The sequence below is a fragment of the Providencia sp. PROV197 genome, from assembly GCF_028479625.1.
GTDB lineage: Bacteria > Pseudomonadota > Gammaproteobacteria > Enterobacterales > Enterobacteriaceae > Providencia > Providencia vermicola.
The window spans coordinates 22,663-40,323 of record NZ_JAMPNZ010000033.1 but is presented as its reverse complement, the minus strand read 5'-3'; the positions used below and the strand labels follow the sequence as shown (position 1 = coordinate 40,323).

The 17,661-nt window shown below is 42.8% G+C and carries 19 protein-coding genes; 16 read left to right on the top strand and 3 right to left on the bottom strand.

Going from position 1 to position 17,661, the window contains the following annotated elements; genetic code table 11:
- The first annotated feature begins 3 nt into the window (after window positions 1-3).
- From gltK to nadD, 6 genes are all read left to right on the top strand, one after another.
- Entirely contained in the window at window positions 4-681 is a 678-nt protein-coding gene (gltK, locus tag PR808_RS18225) for a glutamate/aspartate ABC transporter permease GltK (RefSeq protein ID WP_206085472.1), read from the top strand.
- A complete protein-coding gene (locus PR808_RS18220; protein WP_206085267.1) occupies window positions 678-1,403 on the top strand; it encodes an amino acid ABC transporter ATP-binding protein in 726 nt (241 codons plus the stop codon). Before gltK ends, PR808_RS18220 begins: the two co-directional genes overlap by 4 nt.
- Window positions 1,404-1,751: 348 nt before the next feature.
- Entirely contained in the window at window positions 1,752-4,334 is a 2,583-nt protein-coding gene (gene leuS, locus PR808_RS18215) for a leucine--tRNA ligase (protein ID WP_206085266.1), read from the top strand.
- 30 nt (window positions 4,335-4,364) lie between these two features.
- Window positions 4,365-4,904 (top strand): LPS assembly lipoprotein LptE, encoded by a 540-nt coding sequence (lptE, locus tag PR808_RS18210; RefSeq protein WP_206085265.1) that lies wholly within the window; start codon window positions 4,365-4,367, stop codon window positions 4,902-4,904.
- Complete coding sequence (gene holA, locus PR808_RS18205; RefSeq protein WP_206085264.1) at window positions 4,904-5,935, top strand: DNA polymerase III subunit delta; 1,032 nt, start codon at window positions 4,904-4,906, stop codon at window positions 5,933-5,935. The genes lptE and holA overlap by 1 nt, the downstream gene beginning before the upstream one ends.
- Window positions 5,928-6,602 carry a nicotinate-nucleotide adenylyltransferase gene (gene nadD, locus PR808_RS18200; protein WP_272539841.1) on the top strand — a complete coding sequence of 225 codons (675 nt, stop codon included), beginning with the start codon at window positions 5,928-5,930 and terminating at the stop codon, window positions 6,600-6,602. The genes holA and nadD overlap by 8 nt, the downstream gene beginning before the upstream one ends.
- On the opposite strand, the gene PR808_RS18195 is transcribed toward nadD, so the two are convergent.
- Window positions 6,590-7,315: a YbgA family protein gene (locus PR808_RS18195; RefSeq protein WP_272539840.1), complete on the bottom strand. Its 726-nt coding sequence runs from the start codon at window positions 7,313-7,315 to the stop codon at window positions 6,590-6,592. The genes nadD and PR808_RS18195 overlap by 13 nt on opposite strands.
- A 267-nt stretch (window positions 7,316-7,582) precedes the next feature.
- Between PR808_RS18195 and rsfS the strand changes: the two genes are divergently transcribed.
- The 9 genes from rsfS (at window position 7,583) to lipA (ending at window position 16,098) form a co-directional block, all read left to right on the top strand.
- Window positions 7,583-7,909: a ribosome silencing factor gene (rsfS, locus tag PR808_RS18190; protein WP_206085261.1), complete on the top strand. Its 327-nt coding sequence runs from the start codon at window positions 7,583-7,585 to the stop codon at window positions 7,907-7,909.
- 2 nt (window positions 7,910-7,911) lie between these two features.
- Window positions 7,912-8,382 carry a 23S rRNA (pseudouridine(1915)-N(3))-methyltransferase RlmH gene (rlmH, locus tag PR808_RS18185; protein WP_206085260.1) on the top strand — a complete coding sequence of 157 codons (471 nt, stop codon included), beginning with the start codon at window positions 7,912-7,914 and terminating at the stop codon, window positions 8,380-8,382.
- A 32-nt stretch (window positions 8,383-8,414) separates the two neighbouring features.
- Window positions 8,415-10,304 carry a peptidoglycan DD-transpeptidase MrdA gene (gene mrdA / locus PR808_RS18180; RefSeq protein ID WP_206085259.1) on the top strand — a complete coding sequence of 630 codons (1,890 nt, stop codon included), beginning with the start codon at window positions 8,415-8,417 and terminating at the stop codon, window positions 10,302-10,304.
- 39 nt (window positions 10,305-10,343) lie between these two features.
- Complete coding sequence (gene mrdB, locus PR808_RS18175; RefSeq protein ID WP_272539839.1) at window positions 10,344-11,456, top strand: peptidoglycan glycosyltransferase MrdB; 1,113 nt, start codon at window positions 10,344-10,346, stop codon at window positions 11,454-11,456.
- Window positions 11,457-11,469: 13 nt separating this feature from the next.
- Window positions 11,470-12,447: an endolytic peptidoglycan transglycosylase RlpA gene (gene rlpA / locus PR808_RS18170; protein WP_206085257.1), complete on the top strand. Its 978-nt coding sequence runs from the start codon at window positions 11,470-11,472 to the stop codon at window positions 12,445-12,447.
- A gap of 167 nt (window positions 12,448-12,614) precedes the next feature.
- Entirely contained in the window at window positions 12,615-13,826 is a 1,212-nt protein-coding gene (dacA, locus tag PR808_RS18165) for a D-alanyl-D-alanine carboxypeptidase DacA (protein ID WP_206085256.1), read from the top strand.
- Window positions 13,827-13,963: 137 nt separating this feature from the next.
- Window positions 13,964-14,227, top strand: a complete 264-nt coding sequence (gene ybeD / locus PR808_RS18160; RefSeq protein WP_047756149.1) for a DUF493 family protein YbeD — start codon at window positions 13,964-13,966, stop codon at window positions 14,225-14,227.
- 218 nt (window positions 14,228-14,445) lie between these two features.
- Window positions 14,446-15,009, top strand: a complete 564-nt coding sequence (gene lipB / locus PR808_RS18155) for a lipoyl(octanoyl) transferase LipB (protein WP_241016873.1) — start codon at window positions 14,446-14,448, stop codon at window positions 15,007-15,009.
- 123 nt (window positions 15,010-15,132) lie between these two features.
- Entirely contained in the window at window positions 15,133-16,098 is a 966-nt protein-coding gene (gene lipA / locus PR808_RS18150) for a lipoyl synthase (protein WP_206085254.1), read from the top strand.
- A gap of 159 nt (window positions 16,099-16,257) precedes the next feature.
- On the opposite strand, the gene cspE is transcribed toward lipA, so the two are convergent.
- Together cspE and PR808_RS18140 are read right to left on the bottom strand one after the other, a co-directional pair.
- The gene (gene cspE / locus PR808_RS18145; RefSeq protein WP_206085253.1) at window positions 16,258-16,467 is read right to left on the bottom strand and encodes a transcription antiterminator/RNA stability regulator CspE; all 210 of its coding nucleotides are present in this window, start codon (window positions 16,465-16,467) and stop codon (window positions 16,258-16,260) included.
- 217 nt (window positions 16,468-16,684) lie between these two features.
- Window positions 16,685-17,143, bottom strand: a complete 459-nt coding sequence (locus tag PR808_RS18140; RefSeq protein WP_206085252.1) for a methylated-DNA--[protein]-cysteine S-methyltransferase — start codon at window positions 17,141-17,143, stop codon at window positions 16,685-16,687.
- Between the two features lie 283 nt (window positions 17,144-17,426).
- Here PR808_RS18140 and nrdH point away from each other — a divergent pair, with 283 nt between their 5' ends.
- Complete coding sequence (nrdH, locus tag PR808_RS18135) at window positions 17,427-17,654, top strand: glutaredoxin-like protein NrdH (protein ID WP_206085251.1); 228 nt, start codon at window positions 17,427-17,429, stop codon at window positions 17,652-17,654.
- Window positions 17,655-17,661 lie beyond the last annotated feature (7 nt).

The window sequence follows — 17,661 nt, the reverse complement described above, 5'->3', positions numbered from 1 at the left end:
ATGATTTATGATTTTGATTGGAGCTCAATTGCCCCAAGCATGCCCTTCTTAATTGATGGCTTTATTGTAACGGCTAAAATCACATTAACCGCTATTGTAGTGGGGATTTTATGGGGAACCGTCTTGGCGGTCATGCGTTTATCAACTTTCAAGCCAATTAGCTGGTTTGCTGCGCTTTACGTGAATACGTTCCGTTCCATTCCACTCGTTATGGTCTTGTTATGGTTCTATTTAATCGTTCCAAGCTTATTACAAAATGTTCTAGGCTTATCACCAAAAAATGATATTCGTTTGATTTCAGCAATGATAGCCTTCTCTCTTTTTGAAGCGGCTTATTACTCCGAAATCATTCGTGCGGGTATTCAAAGCATTTCCCGTGGACAAGCCTCTGCTGCGTTAGCGCTAGGCATGACACAAATGCAAACCATGAGACTCGTCGTGTTACCGCAAGCGTTTAAAGCGATGGTACCACTGTTATTAACACAAGGTATTGTGTTATTTCAGGACTCATCCCTTGTGTATGTCCTGAGCTTAACCGACTTCTTCCGTACCGCCACAAATATTGGTGAGCGAGATGGCACACAGGTAGAGATGGTACTGTTTGCAGGTCTGGTGTACTTTATTATCAGTTTTGGCGCTTCAATGTTAGTGAATTATCTTAAGAAAAGGACTGTTTCATGATTACCCTGAAAAATGTATCCAAATGGTATGGCCAATTTCAGGTGCTCACAGACTGCACAACTGAAGTTAAAAAAGGTGAAGTTGTCGTCGTATGTGGGCCATCTGGTTCGGGTAAATCCACATTAATAAAAACAGTGAATGGCTTAGAACCTATTCAGCAGGGTGAGATTTTTGTGAATGATATTCAAGTCAATAGCAAAAAAACAGACCTTGCAAAACTACGTTCTAAAGTGGGGATGGTATTCCAACACTTTGAATTATTTCCACATTTATCCATTATTGAAAACTTAACACTGGCGCAAGTTAAAGTGTTAAATCGCGATAAAAAGGAAGCAGAAGCAAAAGGGCTTAAGCTCTTAGAACGAGTTGGCTTAGCAAGTCATGCAAATAAGTTCCCAGCGCAATTATCTGGTGGCCAACAACAGCGCGTTGCTATCGCTCGCGCACTTTGTATGGATCCAATCGCAATGCTGTTCGATGAACCCACATCAGCACTTGACCCAGAAATGATCAACGAAGTGCTAGATGTCATGGTGGAACTCGCCAATGAAGGCATGACCATGATGGTGGTCACGCACGAAATGGGCTTCGCCAAAAAAGTGGCTAATCGCGTGATTTTTATGGATGAAGGGAAGATTGTTGAGGATAGTAAAAAAGAAGAGTTCTTTGCTAACCCGCAATCCGACCGCGCCAAAGATTTCTTAGCGAAAATTTTGCATTAATTTTTTACAGGGAGCCACTTGGCTCCCTCCTCTTCAGATTGCAATTTCACACCGATTCACACACCAAATTGCGATTATCCGCGAATAAAAATCCACAACAACTCGCTGAATTTGAAATAGTTCAAGAAACCACTACCATTTGCCTGACTTTTTAGTTAAGTTGTTTGGTTATCAGAGTAAAATATTCTGACTCCGTTCCCCGAAAAGCAATATCCAGCTTCCCCCGTAGGTTCAGCTAATCAACTATTGTTGTTTTCGGTGAGGATCCGCTATGCTATGCGGATCTTAATTAAGAAAGACATTCACGCTACAAATGTAGCATTTATTCACCATAGGATTATCGGTGCCATGCAAGAACAATATCGTCCAGAAGATATAGAGCCTAAAGTACAGCGTCACTGGGATGAAAAAGCAACTTTCAAAGTGACTGAAGACAACAGCAAAGAAAAATACTACTGCCTGTCCATGCTACCTTACCCTTCTGGTCGACTACACATGGGCCATGTACGTAACTACACCATGGGTGACGTTATCTCTCGTTACCAACGTTTGTTGGGGAAAAACGTTCTCCAACCAATTGGTTGGGATGCGTTTGGTCTACCTGCTGAAGGTGCTGCGGTTAAAAATAACACTGCTCCTGCGCCATGGACTTATGCCAATATTGATTACATGAAAAGCCAGCTTAAAATGCTCGGCTTCGGTTACGATTGGGATCGCGAAGTCACGACTTGTACCCCTGAATATTACCGTTGGGAACAATGGTTCTTCACTAAGCTGTATGAAAAGGGTTTAGTGTATAAAAAAACCTCAGCGGTCAACTGGTGTCCACATGACTTAACCGTTCTGGCTAATGAACAAGTCATTGATGGGTGCTGCTGGCGTTGTGATACCCCAGTTGAGCGCAAAGAAATCCCACAATGGTTCATCAAGATTACTGACTACGCAGAAGAGTTGCTCAACGATCTGGACAAATTGGACGATTGGCCTGAGCAAGTTAAAACGATGCAACGCAACTGGATCGGCCGCTCCGAGGGGACTGAGATCACCTTTAATGTTGCTGACCGCGATGAAACCTTAACGGTTTATACCACTCGCCCTGATACCTTTATGGGTGCAACTTATGTTGCCGTTGCCGCAGGTCACCCTTTAGCAAAAGAAGCCGCTACGAATAATCCTGAATTAGCGCAATTTATTGATGAATGCCGTAACACCAAAACCGCAGAAGCGGATATGGCAACGATGGATAAAAAAGGGATGGCAACAGGCTTATTCGTTGTACATCCATTGACTCAAGAAAAACTGCCAATTTGGGTCGCAAACTTTGTATTAATGGAATACGGTACTGGCGCGGTTATGGCCGTCCCTGCTCACGACCAACGTGACTGGGAGTTTGCTCGCAAATACAATCTGCCAATTAAAGCCGTCATTGCTGATGCAGAAGGCAACGAGCCTGATTTATCCCAAGAAGCCATGACGGAGAAAAACGCACTGATTAATTCAGGTGAATTCAGCGGGTTAGACCATCAAGCTGGTTTCAATGCGATTTCAGACAAACTTGTTGCACTGGGTGCAGGCCAACGTAAAGTCAACTATCGCTTACGTGACTGGGGTGTTTCACGTCAACGTTACTGGGGCGCGCCAATCCCAATGGCAACATTGGAAGACGGCACTGTCGTTCCTGTTCCAGAAGATCAACTGCCTGTGATTTTGCCTGAAGATGTTGTGATGAACGGCATTACCAGCCCGATTAAAGCAGATCCTGAGTGGGCGAAAATGACCATTAATGGTCAACCTGCACTACGTGAAACAGATACCTTCGATACCTTTATGGAATCTTCTTGGTACTACGCACGTTATACTTGCCCTCAATATGATGACGGTATGTTAGACCCAGCCGCAGCTAACTACTGGTTACCTGTAGACCAATATATTGGCGGTATTGAACACGCTATCATGCACTTAATGTATTTCCGTTTCTTCCACAAATTGATGCGTGATGCAGGGCTGGTCAACTCCGATGAACCCGCAAAACGCCTACTGTGCCAAGGCATGGTACTTGCTGATGCATTCTATTACACGGGAAGCGATGGACAACGTGTTTGGGTTTCCCCTGCTGATGCCATTGTTGAACGTGATGACAAAAACCGTATTACTAAAGCTGTAGACAATGAAGGCCATGAACTGGTTTATACTGGTATGAGCAAAATGTCTAAGTCTAAAAATAACGGTATTGACCCACAATTAATGGTCGAAAAATACGGCGCAGATACGGTTCGTTTATTCATGATGTTTGCAGCACCGCCTGAGCTAACCCTTGAATGGCAAGAGTCTAGCGTTGAAGGCGCCAACCGCTTCGTTCGCCGTGTTTGGCGTTTAGTGCATGAACATTCTCAAAAAGGCGCAACATCTCCTTTAGATATCAGTGCATTAACGACAGAGCAAAAAGACTTACGCCGTGACCTACACAAAACAATCGCTAAAGTCTCTGATGATTTTAGTCGCCGTTATGCATTTAACACGGCAATTGCCGCGATCATGGAGTTCTTGAACAAATTAGTCCGTGCTCCACAAGAAACCGAGCAAGACCGTGCATTAGTCCAAGAGTCTCTCGAAGCCATTACACTGATGCTGTCACCTATTATCCCACATGCTTGCTTTGAAATGTGGAAAGCTTTGGGTCATCAAACAGACATCGATTTCGCACAGTGGCCTGTTGCTGATGAAAAAGCCATGATTGATGACACTAAGTTGGTTGTCGTTCAAGTCAATGGCAAGGTGCGTGGTCGTATTACCGTTCCAGCCGATGCGACACAAGAATTTGTCTTAGAAATGGCGCAACAAGAGCCTAGCGTGTCAAAATACCTTGAAGAGGTGAGTATTCGCAAAGTAATCTATGTTCCAGGCAAATTGCTTAACCTTGTTGTAGGTTGATATTAGGCTGTTGGCTGATAAGGAGGCCAGGTGCGTTATCTAATAACTTTATTTTTGAGTCTTGCGGTACTCGTTACCGCAGGTTGCGGTTTTCGTTTACAAGGAACAACGCAAATTCCTGAAGAATTGAAAACATTGCAGCTGAGTTCAAACGATCCATACGGCTACCTTACACGTGCCCTTCGGGAACAATTGCGACTCAATAACGTGACGATCCTCGAAACAGGCAACGCGAGCGTCCCTATTTTGAAAATCACAAGTTCCAGTGAAAACACTGAAACTGTATCGATTTATCAAGATGGTAAAGCTGCTGAGAAACAATTAACGTTCACGATGAATGCGCAGGTTTTAATGCCAGATGGTGCAATATACCCGCTGCAAAGCCGTGTAGAACGTACTTTCTTTGACAACCCATTAGAAGCACTTGCAAAAGATGCGGAAAAAGAGATTGTTAAGCAAGAAATGCAAGAGCAGGCGGCACGCAATATCGTCCGCAAGTTACTGTTGGTTCACTCAGCTGAACTTGAAAAAGCGAAAGCTCAAGCCGCTGAAGCTAACACGCAACCATAATGACGCGTATTTACCCTGAACAGTTGGCCTCTTCGTTACAAGAGTCTCTAAGAGGCCGCTATTTAATTTGGGGCAATGAGCCCCTTCTTCTTCAAGAAAGTCAGGATGCGATTCGTAAAGCCGCTATTGAGCAAGGGTTCGAAGAGCATTTTACTTTTGCCCTTGAGCAAAACACGGATTGGGATGAAATTTTTAGCTTGTGCCAAGCACTGAGCTTATTCGCCAGCCGTCAAACACTCACTTTACTGCTCCCCGAAAATGGCCCAAATGCGGCAATGGCGGAAAAATTAAACCAGCTTTCTCAATTATTGCACGCCGATTTACTGTTGGTGCTGCGTGGGCACAAGTTAACCAAAGCCCAAGAAAACAGTGCTTGGTTTAAAGCTATTAGCCAAGATGCGATTTATGTCAGCTGTTTAACGCCTGAATACCAACGCTTGCCTCAATGGGTGTCTAAGCGCGCATACAATATGCGGTTATCCCTCGAAGCTGAAGCAAACCAATTGCTTTGCTATTGTTATGAAGGGAATCTTTTGGGGTTAGCTCAAGCTCTTGAGCGACTTTCATTACTCTACCCCGATGGCAAATTGACCTACCCACGAGTTGAAAGCGCGGTGAATGATTCCGCACATTTCACCCCTTTTCATTGGGTTGATGCCCTATTAGCGGGGAAATCTCGCCGCTCATGGCATATTCTTGAGCAACTTCAACATGAAGATGTTGAACCTGTTATTTTATTGCGCTCAATCCAACGAGAATTAATGCTGTTGATCACCTTAAAACGCCAATCAGCGACTACACCTTTAAAAACCTTATTTGACCAACACAAGGTCTGGCAGAACCGCCGTGGCGTGATGACTGAAGCTTTGCAACGTTTAAGTTTGCATCAATTACAATCTGCACTCATGTTATTAACTCAAGCAGAGGTTCACATTAAACAAGACTTTAGCCATTCTGCATGGCCCGATCTTCAATCCCTGTCTATGTTGCTGTGTGGCAAATCATTTGCAGAGAATTTTATTCATGGTTAATCAGCTTGCTTTTCAAAAAAAAAATACGGGTCTGCAAGCCTTATTTGGCGGAACATTCGACCCCATCCATTATGGTCATTTGCGCCCTGTTCAAGCACTCGCAAAGCAAGTTGGGTTACAAAAGGTTCTTTTGCTACCAAACCACGTTCCGCCTCATCGCCCGCAGCCTGAAGCAAGCCCATCCCAACGATTAGAAATGGTAAAATTAGCCATTCAAGGTAATCCGTTATTTACAATTGATACACGGGAACTCGAAAAAAATTCGCCATCTTATACCATTGAAACATTGACAGAATTACGCCAAGAAAAGGGCTCGACGCAACCTTTAGCGTTTATTATTGGGCAAGACTCATTACTTTCCATTAATACCTGGCACGGGTGGGATAAAATATTAGATAACTGCCATTTACTGGTTTGCTCACGTCCAGGGTATGCAACACAATTTACTGCCCCGAAAATGCAAGCATGGCTTTCACAACATAAAACAGCCCAGCCCGAAAAATTGCGCAGTACACCCCACGGTTATATTTTTTTAGGGGATACACCGCTTATTAATATTTCCGCTACAGAGATACGCCAAAAATTAATTGCAGGTGATAGCTGCCGTGATTTAATTCCTGAAGCTGTTTTACAGTATATTCACCAGCAAGGTCTTTACCAACGATAAGGCCTTTCTCTTAATACATTACAGTTAGGGTAAGGCGCAAAGAAATATTGTCCCTTCAGGTAGTCATCGGGATATTGTTGTAGCAATTGCTGCATCATCATTAATGGCCGATTAATGGGCAAATAACCTTCTCGATAATCATTAATTAACAACAACAATCGTTTTTTCTCGTCTTGAGTTGCTTTATGTTTAAAATAGCCTTGCATATGGCTAAGTGCATTTACTTGAATATTTTTAGGCGCTACGGTTGCAAATATTTCCATCAAGCTCGCTTTATATTGATTAAAAAATAACGTCAAATTACTGCCTTTGCGAATAGTCGCCACTAGACGACCTGTTAATTGATACCCCACAGGGGAGTACGCCATAATCAAATATTTATGACGACCATGAAATTGAATTATTTCATGATGAGTTAACCGCTGTTGCAAATATTCAAGCCGTTGCAAGGTATATAATTGCGTTAAAAAAGCATCCCAGTGGGGTATATCTTGCAATTTATCTCCCGTTAAAATAGGTATATTCGCAGGAAATAACCCGATTAATTCGGATAGATTCGATAATGAACAGACCACTCCCAACGCCCCCGCTGTACAAGAAACACTCGATAGATTGGTTATGGATTCCACAATAGGAGCGATGTCATCCTGTATTTCTATCGGGAGGTGATTAATCCCTTCAAACATAAACACTTGAGGCTTAATTATTTGCACTCTGTTCATCCCATTCTAAAATATTTGTTAGGGTAAAAATTTCTTTTGTTATTTTGTAAAGTTAACACAAACTTCTTGCCCAAATGAGCAGATATCCCTATAAATTTCACTTCAAAATGAATAAAAAAGAATTTAGCCGATTTTTCTTAAAATCTAGGGTAAAATGACTCTGCTGAAAATGAGTCTAATTCGTTTATTGGCAGCAAACTATTTGTCTATAAACTACAAACAGTATTTAACATCATATTCTGTTTGTTTGAATAAAAGGTGAACCTTTTGCAAGGAACTGAACTCCAAAAATTTATTATCGAAAGTCTCGATGATGCGAAAGCCGAAGATATCATCACTATCGATGTTCAAGGGAAATCAAGTATTACCGATCAGATGATCATCTGCACAGGAACCTCAAGCCGCCATTTGATGTCCGTCGCTGACAGGTTGATTGACGCTTGCCGTAAAAACGGGTTAATGCCGTTAGGTGTTGAAGGGCAAGGAATTTCTGATTGGATTGTTGTTGATCTTGGCGATGCCATCGTTCACATCATGCAAGATGAAAGTCGCCGTATGTATGAATTAGAAAAACTCTGGAGCTGAGGTTGAAATTACAGCTCATTGCCGTTGGAACAAAAATGCCGGACTGGGTTCAGACCGGCTTTATGGATTATCTCCACCGATTTCCTAAAGATATGCCGTTTGAACTAACGGAAATTCCGGCAGGAAAACGTGGAAAAAATGCCGATATCAAGCGTATTTTGGAAAAAGAAGGCGAGTTAATGCTTGCCGCAGTAGGAAAAGGTAATCGCATTGTCACACTGGATATTCCAGGTGACCGCTGGGATACCCCCAAACTCGCTGTCCAACTTGATAAATGGAAACAAGATGGTCGAAATGTCAGCTTGTTGATTGGTGGTCCCGAAGGCCTTGCCCCTGCTTGCAAAGAAGCAGCGGAGCAAAGTTGGTCATTGTCACCACTTACGCTACCACACCCTTTAGTTCGAGTCCTTGTTGCCGAAAGTCTTTATCGGGCATGGAGTATTACGACTAATCACCCTTACCACAGGGAATAGTCAGGTTTTAATATGTTCAAAATGGCAATGGGATGAAAACACAACGCACCCCTTTTCGCGACCATACCGCTGAATCTGTCTTATTTATTCGCCGAGCGCTTATTGCCTTCGGCGTGATTGTTATTTTGACTGCCATTCTTGTCACCAATTTGTATCATCTGCAAATTGTTCGTCATGAAGATTATCAAACTCGTTCAAATGATAACCGAATCAAATTAGTCCCTATTGCGCCAAGCCGCGGAATTATTTATGACCGACGAGGAACACAACTTGCGCTTAACAGCACATTCTATCAACTAGAAATCATTCCTGAAAAAGTCGATGATTTAAAAGAAACACTTGAAAAATTACGCAATGTTGTCGATTTAACCGATGAAGATATCACTAACTTTGAAAAAGAGCGTAAACGTTCACGCCGTTTTACCTCTATTGCACTGAAAACTCAACTTAATGAAGTACAAGTAGCGCGCTTTGCAGTTAATCAATACCGCTTTCCTGGTTTAGAGGTCAAAAGCTACCAGCGCCGTTCTTACCCTTATGGATCCGCATTAACTCACGTGATTGGCTACGTCGCAAAAATTAACGATAAAGACGTAGAACGCTTGGATAAAGAAGGCGTATTGCCAAACTATGCTGCGAGCCACGATATTGGAAAATTAGGCATTGAACGCTTTTACGAAGATATCTTGCACGGTAAAACAGGCTATGAAGAAGTCGAGGTCAATAGCCGCGGTCGCGTGATCCGCCAGTTACATGAGCAACCGCCTCAAGCAGGGCGTGATATCTATCTCACTATCGACCTAGAACTACAAACTTATATCGAAAAACTGTTAACCACCAGCCGCGCCGCTGTCGTCGTAACCGACCCTCGCAATGGCGAAATACTGGCTTTGGTATCAAACCCGAGTTATGACTCAAACTTGTTTGTTAATGGTATCTCGAACAAAGATTATCAGGCGTTGCTAAATAACCCAGATAGACCGCTTATTAACCGCACCACTCAGGGGCTCTATCCTCCTGCATCAACGGTAAAACCATTTATTTCGGTTGCTGCCCTAAGCGAAAAAGTGATCACACCGAATACCACCATTTTTGACCCTGGCTGGTGGCAACTTCCTGGCTCAGAAAAACGTTACCGTGACTGGAAACGTTGGGGGCACGGTAAATTAAATGTTGTTAAATCGATTGTTGAATCAGCGGATACTTTCTTCTATCAAGTCGCTTATGATATGGGGATAGACCGTCTTTCTGCGTGGATGACGCGTTTTGGTTTCGGAGAATACACAGGCATTGACCTTGCGGAAGAACGTTCAGGTATCATGCCAACCCGAGAATGGAAACAAAAGCGTTATAAAAAACCCTGGTATCAAGGGGATACAATTCCTGTTGGAATAGGACAAGGCTACTGGACAGCAACACCAATCCAAATGTCTAAAGCATTGATGACGTTAATCAATGATGGCCAAGTCAAAACCCCTCACCTGCTGTATGGCACGAAACTGGGTAACGCAATGGTGCCTTATGAAGATAAGGAAACCAAGCAAATTGGTGACATTCATTCGGGATATTGGGAACTGGCTAAACACGGTATGTATGGTGTCGCAAATGCGCCGAACGGTACGGGTCGTCGCAGCTTTATTGGCACCCCCTATAAAGTGGCTGCCAAATCAGGAACAGCACAGGTTTTCAGCTATGAAACCTATAATGCAAGTAAGCTGGCAGAACATTTACGTGACCACAAATTAATGATTGCTTATGCACCTTATGATAAGCCAACAATTGCTGTCGCGATTATTTTAGAAAACGGCGGTGCAGGTCCAGCAGTTGGTGATATTGTTCGCCAAATATTTGACCATGTCCTGCTTGGCGATAACCGAACTGAAGTTGTCTCATCAGCAGCAGGTGTGGGGGAAGATCGCTAATGCGTGTTTTAAGAACCTTTTTTATGAGCAATAAAGATTATGACTGACGATAAGAGAAAAAATTCATTATCAACGCGTCTGCACATAGATGTACCTATGTTATTGATCATTATTGCATTACTTGCTTACAGCGCGTTTATCATGTGGAGCGCTAGTGGGCAAGACCCTGAAATGATGGAAAGAAAACTTGGGCAAATTGCCACAGGTTTTATTGTCATGATTGTGATGGCACAAATTCCTCCTCGGATGTATGAAAGTTGGGCGCCGCACTTATTTATTTTTTGCGTGATTTTACTGATTTTTGTAGATGTGTTCGGGCAAATAAGTAAAGGGGCTCAACGTTGGTTAGATTTAGGCTTTGTACGTTTTCAGCCATCTGAAATCGCTAAAATAGCCGTTCCTCTGATGGTAGCGCGCTTTATGAACCGCGATTCGTGCCCGCCTTCATTTAAAAATACACTGATTGCCTTAATACTGATTTTTGTTCCAACACTACTCGTTGCCGCACAGCCTGACCTTGGAACCTCTATTTTAGTCGCGGCTTCAGGGCTGTTTGTTCTCTTTCTTGCGGGGATGAGCTGGCGGCTTATCGCCGTTGCAGCCATCGCACTTGCCGCCTTTATTCCGCTATTATGGTTCTTCTTGATGCATGATTATCAAAGAGCTCGCGTGATGATGCTACTCGATCCTGAAACAGACCCGTTAGGTGCTGGCTACCATATCATTCAATCTAAAATCGCCATTGGCTCTGGTGGGCTCATGGGCAAAGGTTGGTTACATGGTACGCAATCTCAACTGGAGTTCTTACCAGAAAGGCATACCGACTTTATTTTTGCTGTACTGGCAGAAGAACTGGGTTTGGTTGGTGTTCTTATTCTTTTAGGTCTCTATATACTGCTAATCATTCGTGGGCTGTATATCGCCGCGAGTGCACAGAATACGTTTGGCCGAGTGATGGTTGGCGGTTTGATCTTAATCCTTTTTGTTTATGTATTTGTTAATATCGGCATGGTAAGTGGTATATTACCCGTTGTTGGCGTCCCCCTCCCCTTGGTGAGTTATGGGGGGTCTGCCTTAATTGTATTAATGGCTGGGTTCGGTATTATCATGTCGATACATACACACCGAAAATTTCTATCCAAAAGTTTATAAAATGAGGCTTAGTATGCGTTTACAATGGATAATGCTTGGCATCACTGCCGCGCTACTCAGTGGCTGTGTGACAGAAGACGTTAAACAGGCACCACAAGTGCCGACAAATGTGCCAACACAAGATGTATTAGGTGCAGAGCCTCATTATGAGCCATATCATCCGACGGCAAATAACGACTATTCCCGTAATGGGCAACAATATCAAATTGTTCGCGATCCAGCTCAGTTTTCACAAGTCGGTTATGCATCAATTTACGGTGCTGAATCGACTGGCAATATGACCGCAATTGGTGAGCGCGTAAACCCCGTTGAATTAACAGCTGCACATCCTACGCTACCAATCCCAAGCTATGTTCGCATTACCAATATGATGAATGGCCGTATGATGGTCGTTCGTGTTAATGACCGTGGCCCTTACATCCCAGGTAAAAGTATTGCAGTTTCCCGCGCAACGGCAGATCGCTTAAATTTAATGCCGACAACAAAAATCAAAATTGATGCAATTTCAGTTGCACAAGATGGCAGTTTATCTGGTGCAGGTACCGTTGGCTCCAACTTTGTCAAACAAAGCTATGCCCTGCCAGGACGTCCACAATTAGGTTCAGGCCCAATGGGCACACCTGTAATGGAAAATTTACCAACGCCAGAAAATGCACTGCCAGTTCAACAACCTAAAGAACCAATGCAACCCACCATGCCTGACATGAGCTTGCAAACACCAACGCCTACACCTGCGCCTCAAGCTGCGAGTGAAGAAGCGGTACCTGAACGCGGCTTTTTAGTTCAAGCAGGGGCAATTAGTAGCCAAACCAATGCACAATCGATGCTAAATGAGTTAAAAAACCAGTTTAATGTGCCTGGTCGTCTCCAACCTTACAATGGAATTTACCGCGTACAATTAGGGCCATTTAGTACAAGACAACAAGCTGTCGAGGTTCAAGGGCGTTTGCAGTCCGAACGCAACCAAGCTTCGATGGTTATCGCACCTTAAGGCTTCAAATATGTGAAGAGGAAAGAGATAACACCACTTCACATATGAAAAAGATAAAATGCAATAAAATGATTGGCGCAATGTAAAAGGGGCTTTTTTGTTCACTCACTCTTTTGCTACACTGCGCCTCCTTGTGTTAACCGAATTTCGGATGTAATGGTACAACCATGAATAATGTCGCTCCATCACGCATTGTGCGTCACACTGTGCTGGGTTCTGCACTGCTGCTTTTGACTGCCAATATTGCAACTGCTAATGAAACTTTTCCAAATACCTCAATTCCTGCGGCACCACCAATTGATGCAGAAGCTTATATTCTGATTGATTATAATTCAGGAAAAGTCCTCGCTGAAAGTAATGCAGATCAGCGCCGTGATCCTGCTAGTTTAACCAAAATGATGACGAGCTACGTGATTGGTCAAGCGATTAAATCAGGTAAAATTGGTGCGAATGACATGGTCACGGTAGGTGAAGATGCATGGGCAACAGGAAATCCTGTGTTTAAAGGCTCCTCATTGATGTTTTTAAAACCAGGCGATCGCGTCAGTGTTTCTCAGTTAACGCGCGGTATTAACCTGCAATCAGGTAACGATGCCTGTGTCGCGATGGCGGATCATATCGCGGGTGATCAAACCAATTTCGTTCAGCTAATGAATGGCTATGTGAATAAACTGGGCTTGAAAAATACCCATTTCCAAACGGTTCATGGTTTGGATGCCGATGGGCAGTATAGTTCAGCACGAGACATGGCACTGATTGGCCAAGCACTCGTACGTGATGTCCCTGAAGAATATGCTATCTACAAAGAAAAAGAGTTTACCTTTAACAATATCCGCCAAACAAACCGTAATGGCCTGTTATGGGATAAGAGCCTCGCAGTTGATGGGATCAAAACGGGTCACACTAATGCCGCAGGGTACAACCTAGTTGCCTCTGCAACTGAAGGTGACATGCGTTTAATTTCTGTCGTTATGGGCGGCAAAAGTAGCAAAGGCCGTGATGCAGAAAGTAAAAAATTATTAACTTATGGCTTCCGTTTCTATGAAACAGTAAAACCACTGCAAGCAGGGGTCGATTTTGCCAGTGCACCCGTCTGGTTTGGTGATGAAAACGAGGTCAAACTCGGTGTTGTCGAAGATCTCTACCTGACTATACCGCGTGGTCGTTTAAAAGACTTGAAAGCCAGCTATGAACTATCCACTACAGAGCTGCAGGCCCCATTAACAAAGGGCCAGCAGGTGGGGACAATTAGCTTCCAACTAGATGGCAAAACTATCGAGCAGCACCCATTAGCGGTGCTGAAAGATGTTGAAGAAGGTGGTTTTTTCAGTCGCCTAATCGACTATATTAAACTGTTATTCCATCGCTGGTTCGGCTAGCCCTTGAAACGAAAATAAGTCATCCCCATATAGTAAGTATCAATATGTTTGTTGGATGAAGACAACTCATTGGCTGGTTTGATACCAGCCAATCTTTTTCAACCAGCGACACAATTTAAAAAAAATTAGGAGTGCCCATGAAAACGAAATTAGGTGAACTGCTTGAGTTCCCATGTCCATTAACTTACAAAGTAATGGGCTTGGCACAGCCTGAACTGGTTGATCAAGTGATTGAAGTGGTTCAACGCCACGCACCAGGTGATTATGCCCCTGATGTCAAACCAAGCAGCAAAGGTAATTATCACTCAGTGTCGATTACCATTAATGCCACCCATATTGAACAAGTTGAAACCTTGTATAGTGAATTAGGTGCATTAGAATTAGTGAAAGTTGTTCTTTAATGAACACTTAACTGACAAGCCGAATAGCATCACTGCTGTTCGGCTTTTTTGTTTTATGGGTTAGATAAATAACAAATTAATAACAAAGCAAACTGGAGATATGCTTTTTGCGGAGTTATACTGCCTTCATTTGAACCGTTGGACACAAAATTTTGTCAGACAGAAGCATCATCATTCGCCAACTTGGCCATGCACCTTATCAAACGGTTTCTGATGCCATGCACCAATTTACTGAGTGTCGCACCGCAAAAACCCTTGATGAAATTTGGCTTGTTGAGCACCCGCGTGTTTTCACTCAGGGGCAAGCAGGGAAAGCTGAACATGTTTTAGCTCCTGGAGATATCCCTGTCATTCAAAGCGATAGAGGCGGCCAAGTCACCTATCATGGCCCTGGTCAGCAAGTCATGTATGTTATGCTTGATTTAAAGCGCAATAAAATTGGCGTACGTGAACTAGTCACTGCGCTGGAAAACACGGTGGTAAACACTCTAGCCCATTTTAATATTGAAGCTTACCCTCGCCCTGATGCCCCTGGTGTTTATGTTAATGGGGAAAAAATTTGCTCTCTTGGGTTACGCATTCGCCAAGGTTGCTCATTCCACGGGTTAGCATTAAATATTGATATGGATCTTGAGCCGTTTAACCGTATAAACCCGTGTGGTTACAGTGAGTTGAAAATGACTCAAGTCTGTGACCTCGCCCCCAAAGTGTCATTATCTGATGTTCAGCCTGTGCTAATTAGCCAATTCTGTGACACACTGGGATTTCATATTGTTCAATAATAATGCTATAATTTTTTAACATTTTTAAAAAATTTTTTAATGGGTGAGTTACGGCGCTCCCTGTATTTTGTTTAGAATTAGAACTTATCCATCAGCATAAAAGATAACTGGAACCGTCATATTATGAGTAAACCAATTCAGATAGAACGCGGAATTAAATATCGTGACGCCGACAAAATGGCGCTGATCCCTGTCAAAAATGTGGTGACTGAACGCGAAGAAATTCTACGCAAACCTGACTGGATGAAAATTCGGCTTCCCGCTGACTCAACACGTATACAAGGTATCAAAGCAGCGATGCGCAAAAATGGCCTTCACTCCGTATGTGAAGAAGCCTCCTGCCCAAATCTATCTGAATGCTTTAATCATGGTACAGCTACCTTTATGATCTTAGGGGCTATTTGTACCAGACGCTGTCCATTCTGTGATGTTGCCCACGGCCGTCCTAACGCACCCGATGCAAATGAGCCTGAAAAATTAGCGCAAACGATCAAAGACATGGCATTACGTTATGTGGTGATCACCTCTGTTGACCGCGACGATCTGCGTGATGGTGGCGCACAACATTTTGCGGATTGTATCAGTGCTATTCGCGAGAAAAGCCCATCGATTAAAATCGAAACCCTAGTCCCCGATTTCCGTGGCCGTATGGATCGCGCATTAGAAATCTTAACGGCAACACCACCTGATGTGTTTAACCACAACCTTGAAAACGTGCCACGTGTTTATCGCCAAGTTCGCCCGGGTGCAAATTATGAATGGTCACTGAAATTACTCGAAAAATTCAAAGAAGCTCATCCTGATATCCCAACCAAATCAGGTTTGATGGTTGGCCTTGGTGAGACTAATGCTGAAATCATTGAGGTTATGCGGGATTTACGTCGCCATGGCGTAACCATGCTGACCCTTGGGCAATACTTGCAGCCGAGCCGTCACCATTTACCTGTAAAACGCTACGTAAGCCCTGCTGAGTTCGATGAGATGAAAGAAGAAGCGATGGCAATGGGCTTTACCCATGCAGCTTGTGGGCCTTTTGTACGCTCATCTTACCATGCTGACTTGCAAGCTAAAGGCGAAGAAGTGAAATAAGTACTCAATTTATTCATTTAGTCACCTAGAGACCTGATTTGGGAAACCGAGTCAGGTTTTTTATTGCCAATCATTCCTCAGTTTTTTCCATAAAAAAACTCGCTCCAGTTAACTAGAGCGAGTTTACAGCTGTTCGTTTCTGATTGTTAATTGTTTAAATTACAGAGAGACAACGTTAACAGCAGATGGGCCTTTAGCACCTTCAGTGATTTCAAATTCAACTTTCTGGCCTTCCGCTAGGGTTTTGAAACCGTCGCTAGCAATCGCAGAAAAGTGAACAAAAACATCTTTGCTGCCATCTTCTGGAGTGATAAAACCAAAACCTTTAGATTCGTTGAACCACTTAACGTTACCTTTAACTTTAGACATCAAATTATTACCTTTAAAATAAAATAGACACACCATCTGTATCAAGCTCAGTACATCAGATCTCTGAGTTACTTGTCTACAACCTAGATCACGAAAACCAACTAAAATGATAAAAATATATTATTTATTGGTTATTTCCGCTCTGCTTTCGCCAATTATTCTTATCAATAGCAATTAATCCAACTAATAGTATCACCTATAGCGAATTATTTAGATTTTACTTCTCATGTAATAGCAGCCAATCTTTAATATCTAATCCCCCCGTGTATCCCACTAACTTACCATCATGGCCTAACACACGGTGACAGGGCACGATTAATGAAATGGGATTACGTGAATTTGCCATTCCCACCGCACGGCAATAATTGGCAGAGCCTAACTTCAACGCTAAATCCTTATAACTCCAACGCTCCCCATAAGGGATCCCACATAGATGCTTCCATACTTTCTTTTGGAACTCTGTGCCATGGGGGTTTAACGCCACCGTAAACGTTTTTCTTTTGTGGTTAAAATATTCTTTTAATTCTTTAGCACACAGTTTGGAGTGCTCGTTTTTACTCTCTTTTTCTGTTTTTTCATCAACAAAATAGAGGCTCGTGATCCCTTCGTCATCCGCCGTAATATGGACCCACGGCTTAGGAAATTTATCTGGTGTCGCTAAATATTGATGGTACATAGTATCTCCTTAAAAGGATTCATTTACCTGATTGTATATACAGTTATAGAGTAAATTATTTCTACATTGCAATGCTATTTTTTCTTAGTGTGGCAAACGGAATCATCAAATACCCCATTTTTTTTATTTTCAATATAAATAACAACCTAGCAGATAATTAGAATAATTATCATTCAATATTCACTATTCACTATATATTGTGTGGTTGATAAATTTTCAATCTATATATAGTCTTTGAGTATCACATGCCAAGATGCTCTTAGAAATTTAAAAGGTGAATATGATGAATAAGATTACCATTTATAGTAAGCCCAACTGCGTTCAATGTAATGCCACCTATCAAGCCTTAGACCGCAAGCAAATCGCTTATCAGATAATTGACTTAACAAAAGATACCCAAGCGCTTGAATTAGTTAGAAAGTTAGGTTACCAACAGGTACCAGTTGTTGTTGCGGGTGACAAACATTGGGCTGGTTTTCGTCCCGATATGATAAGCCTTCTTGCCGCATAGGAAATCC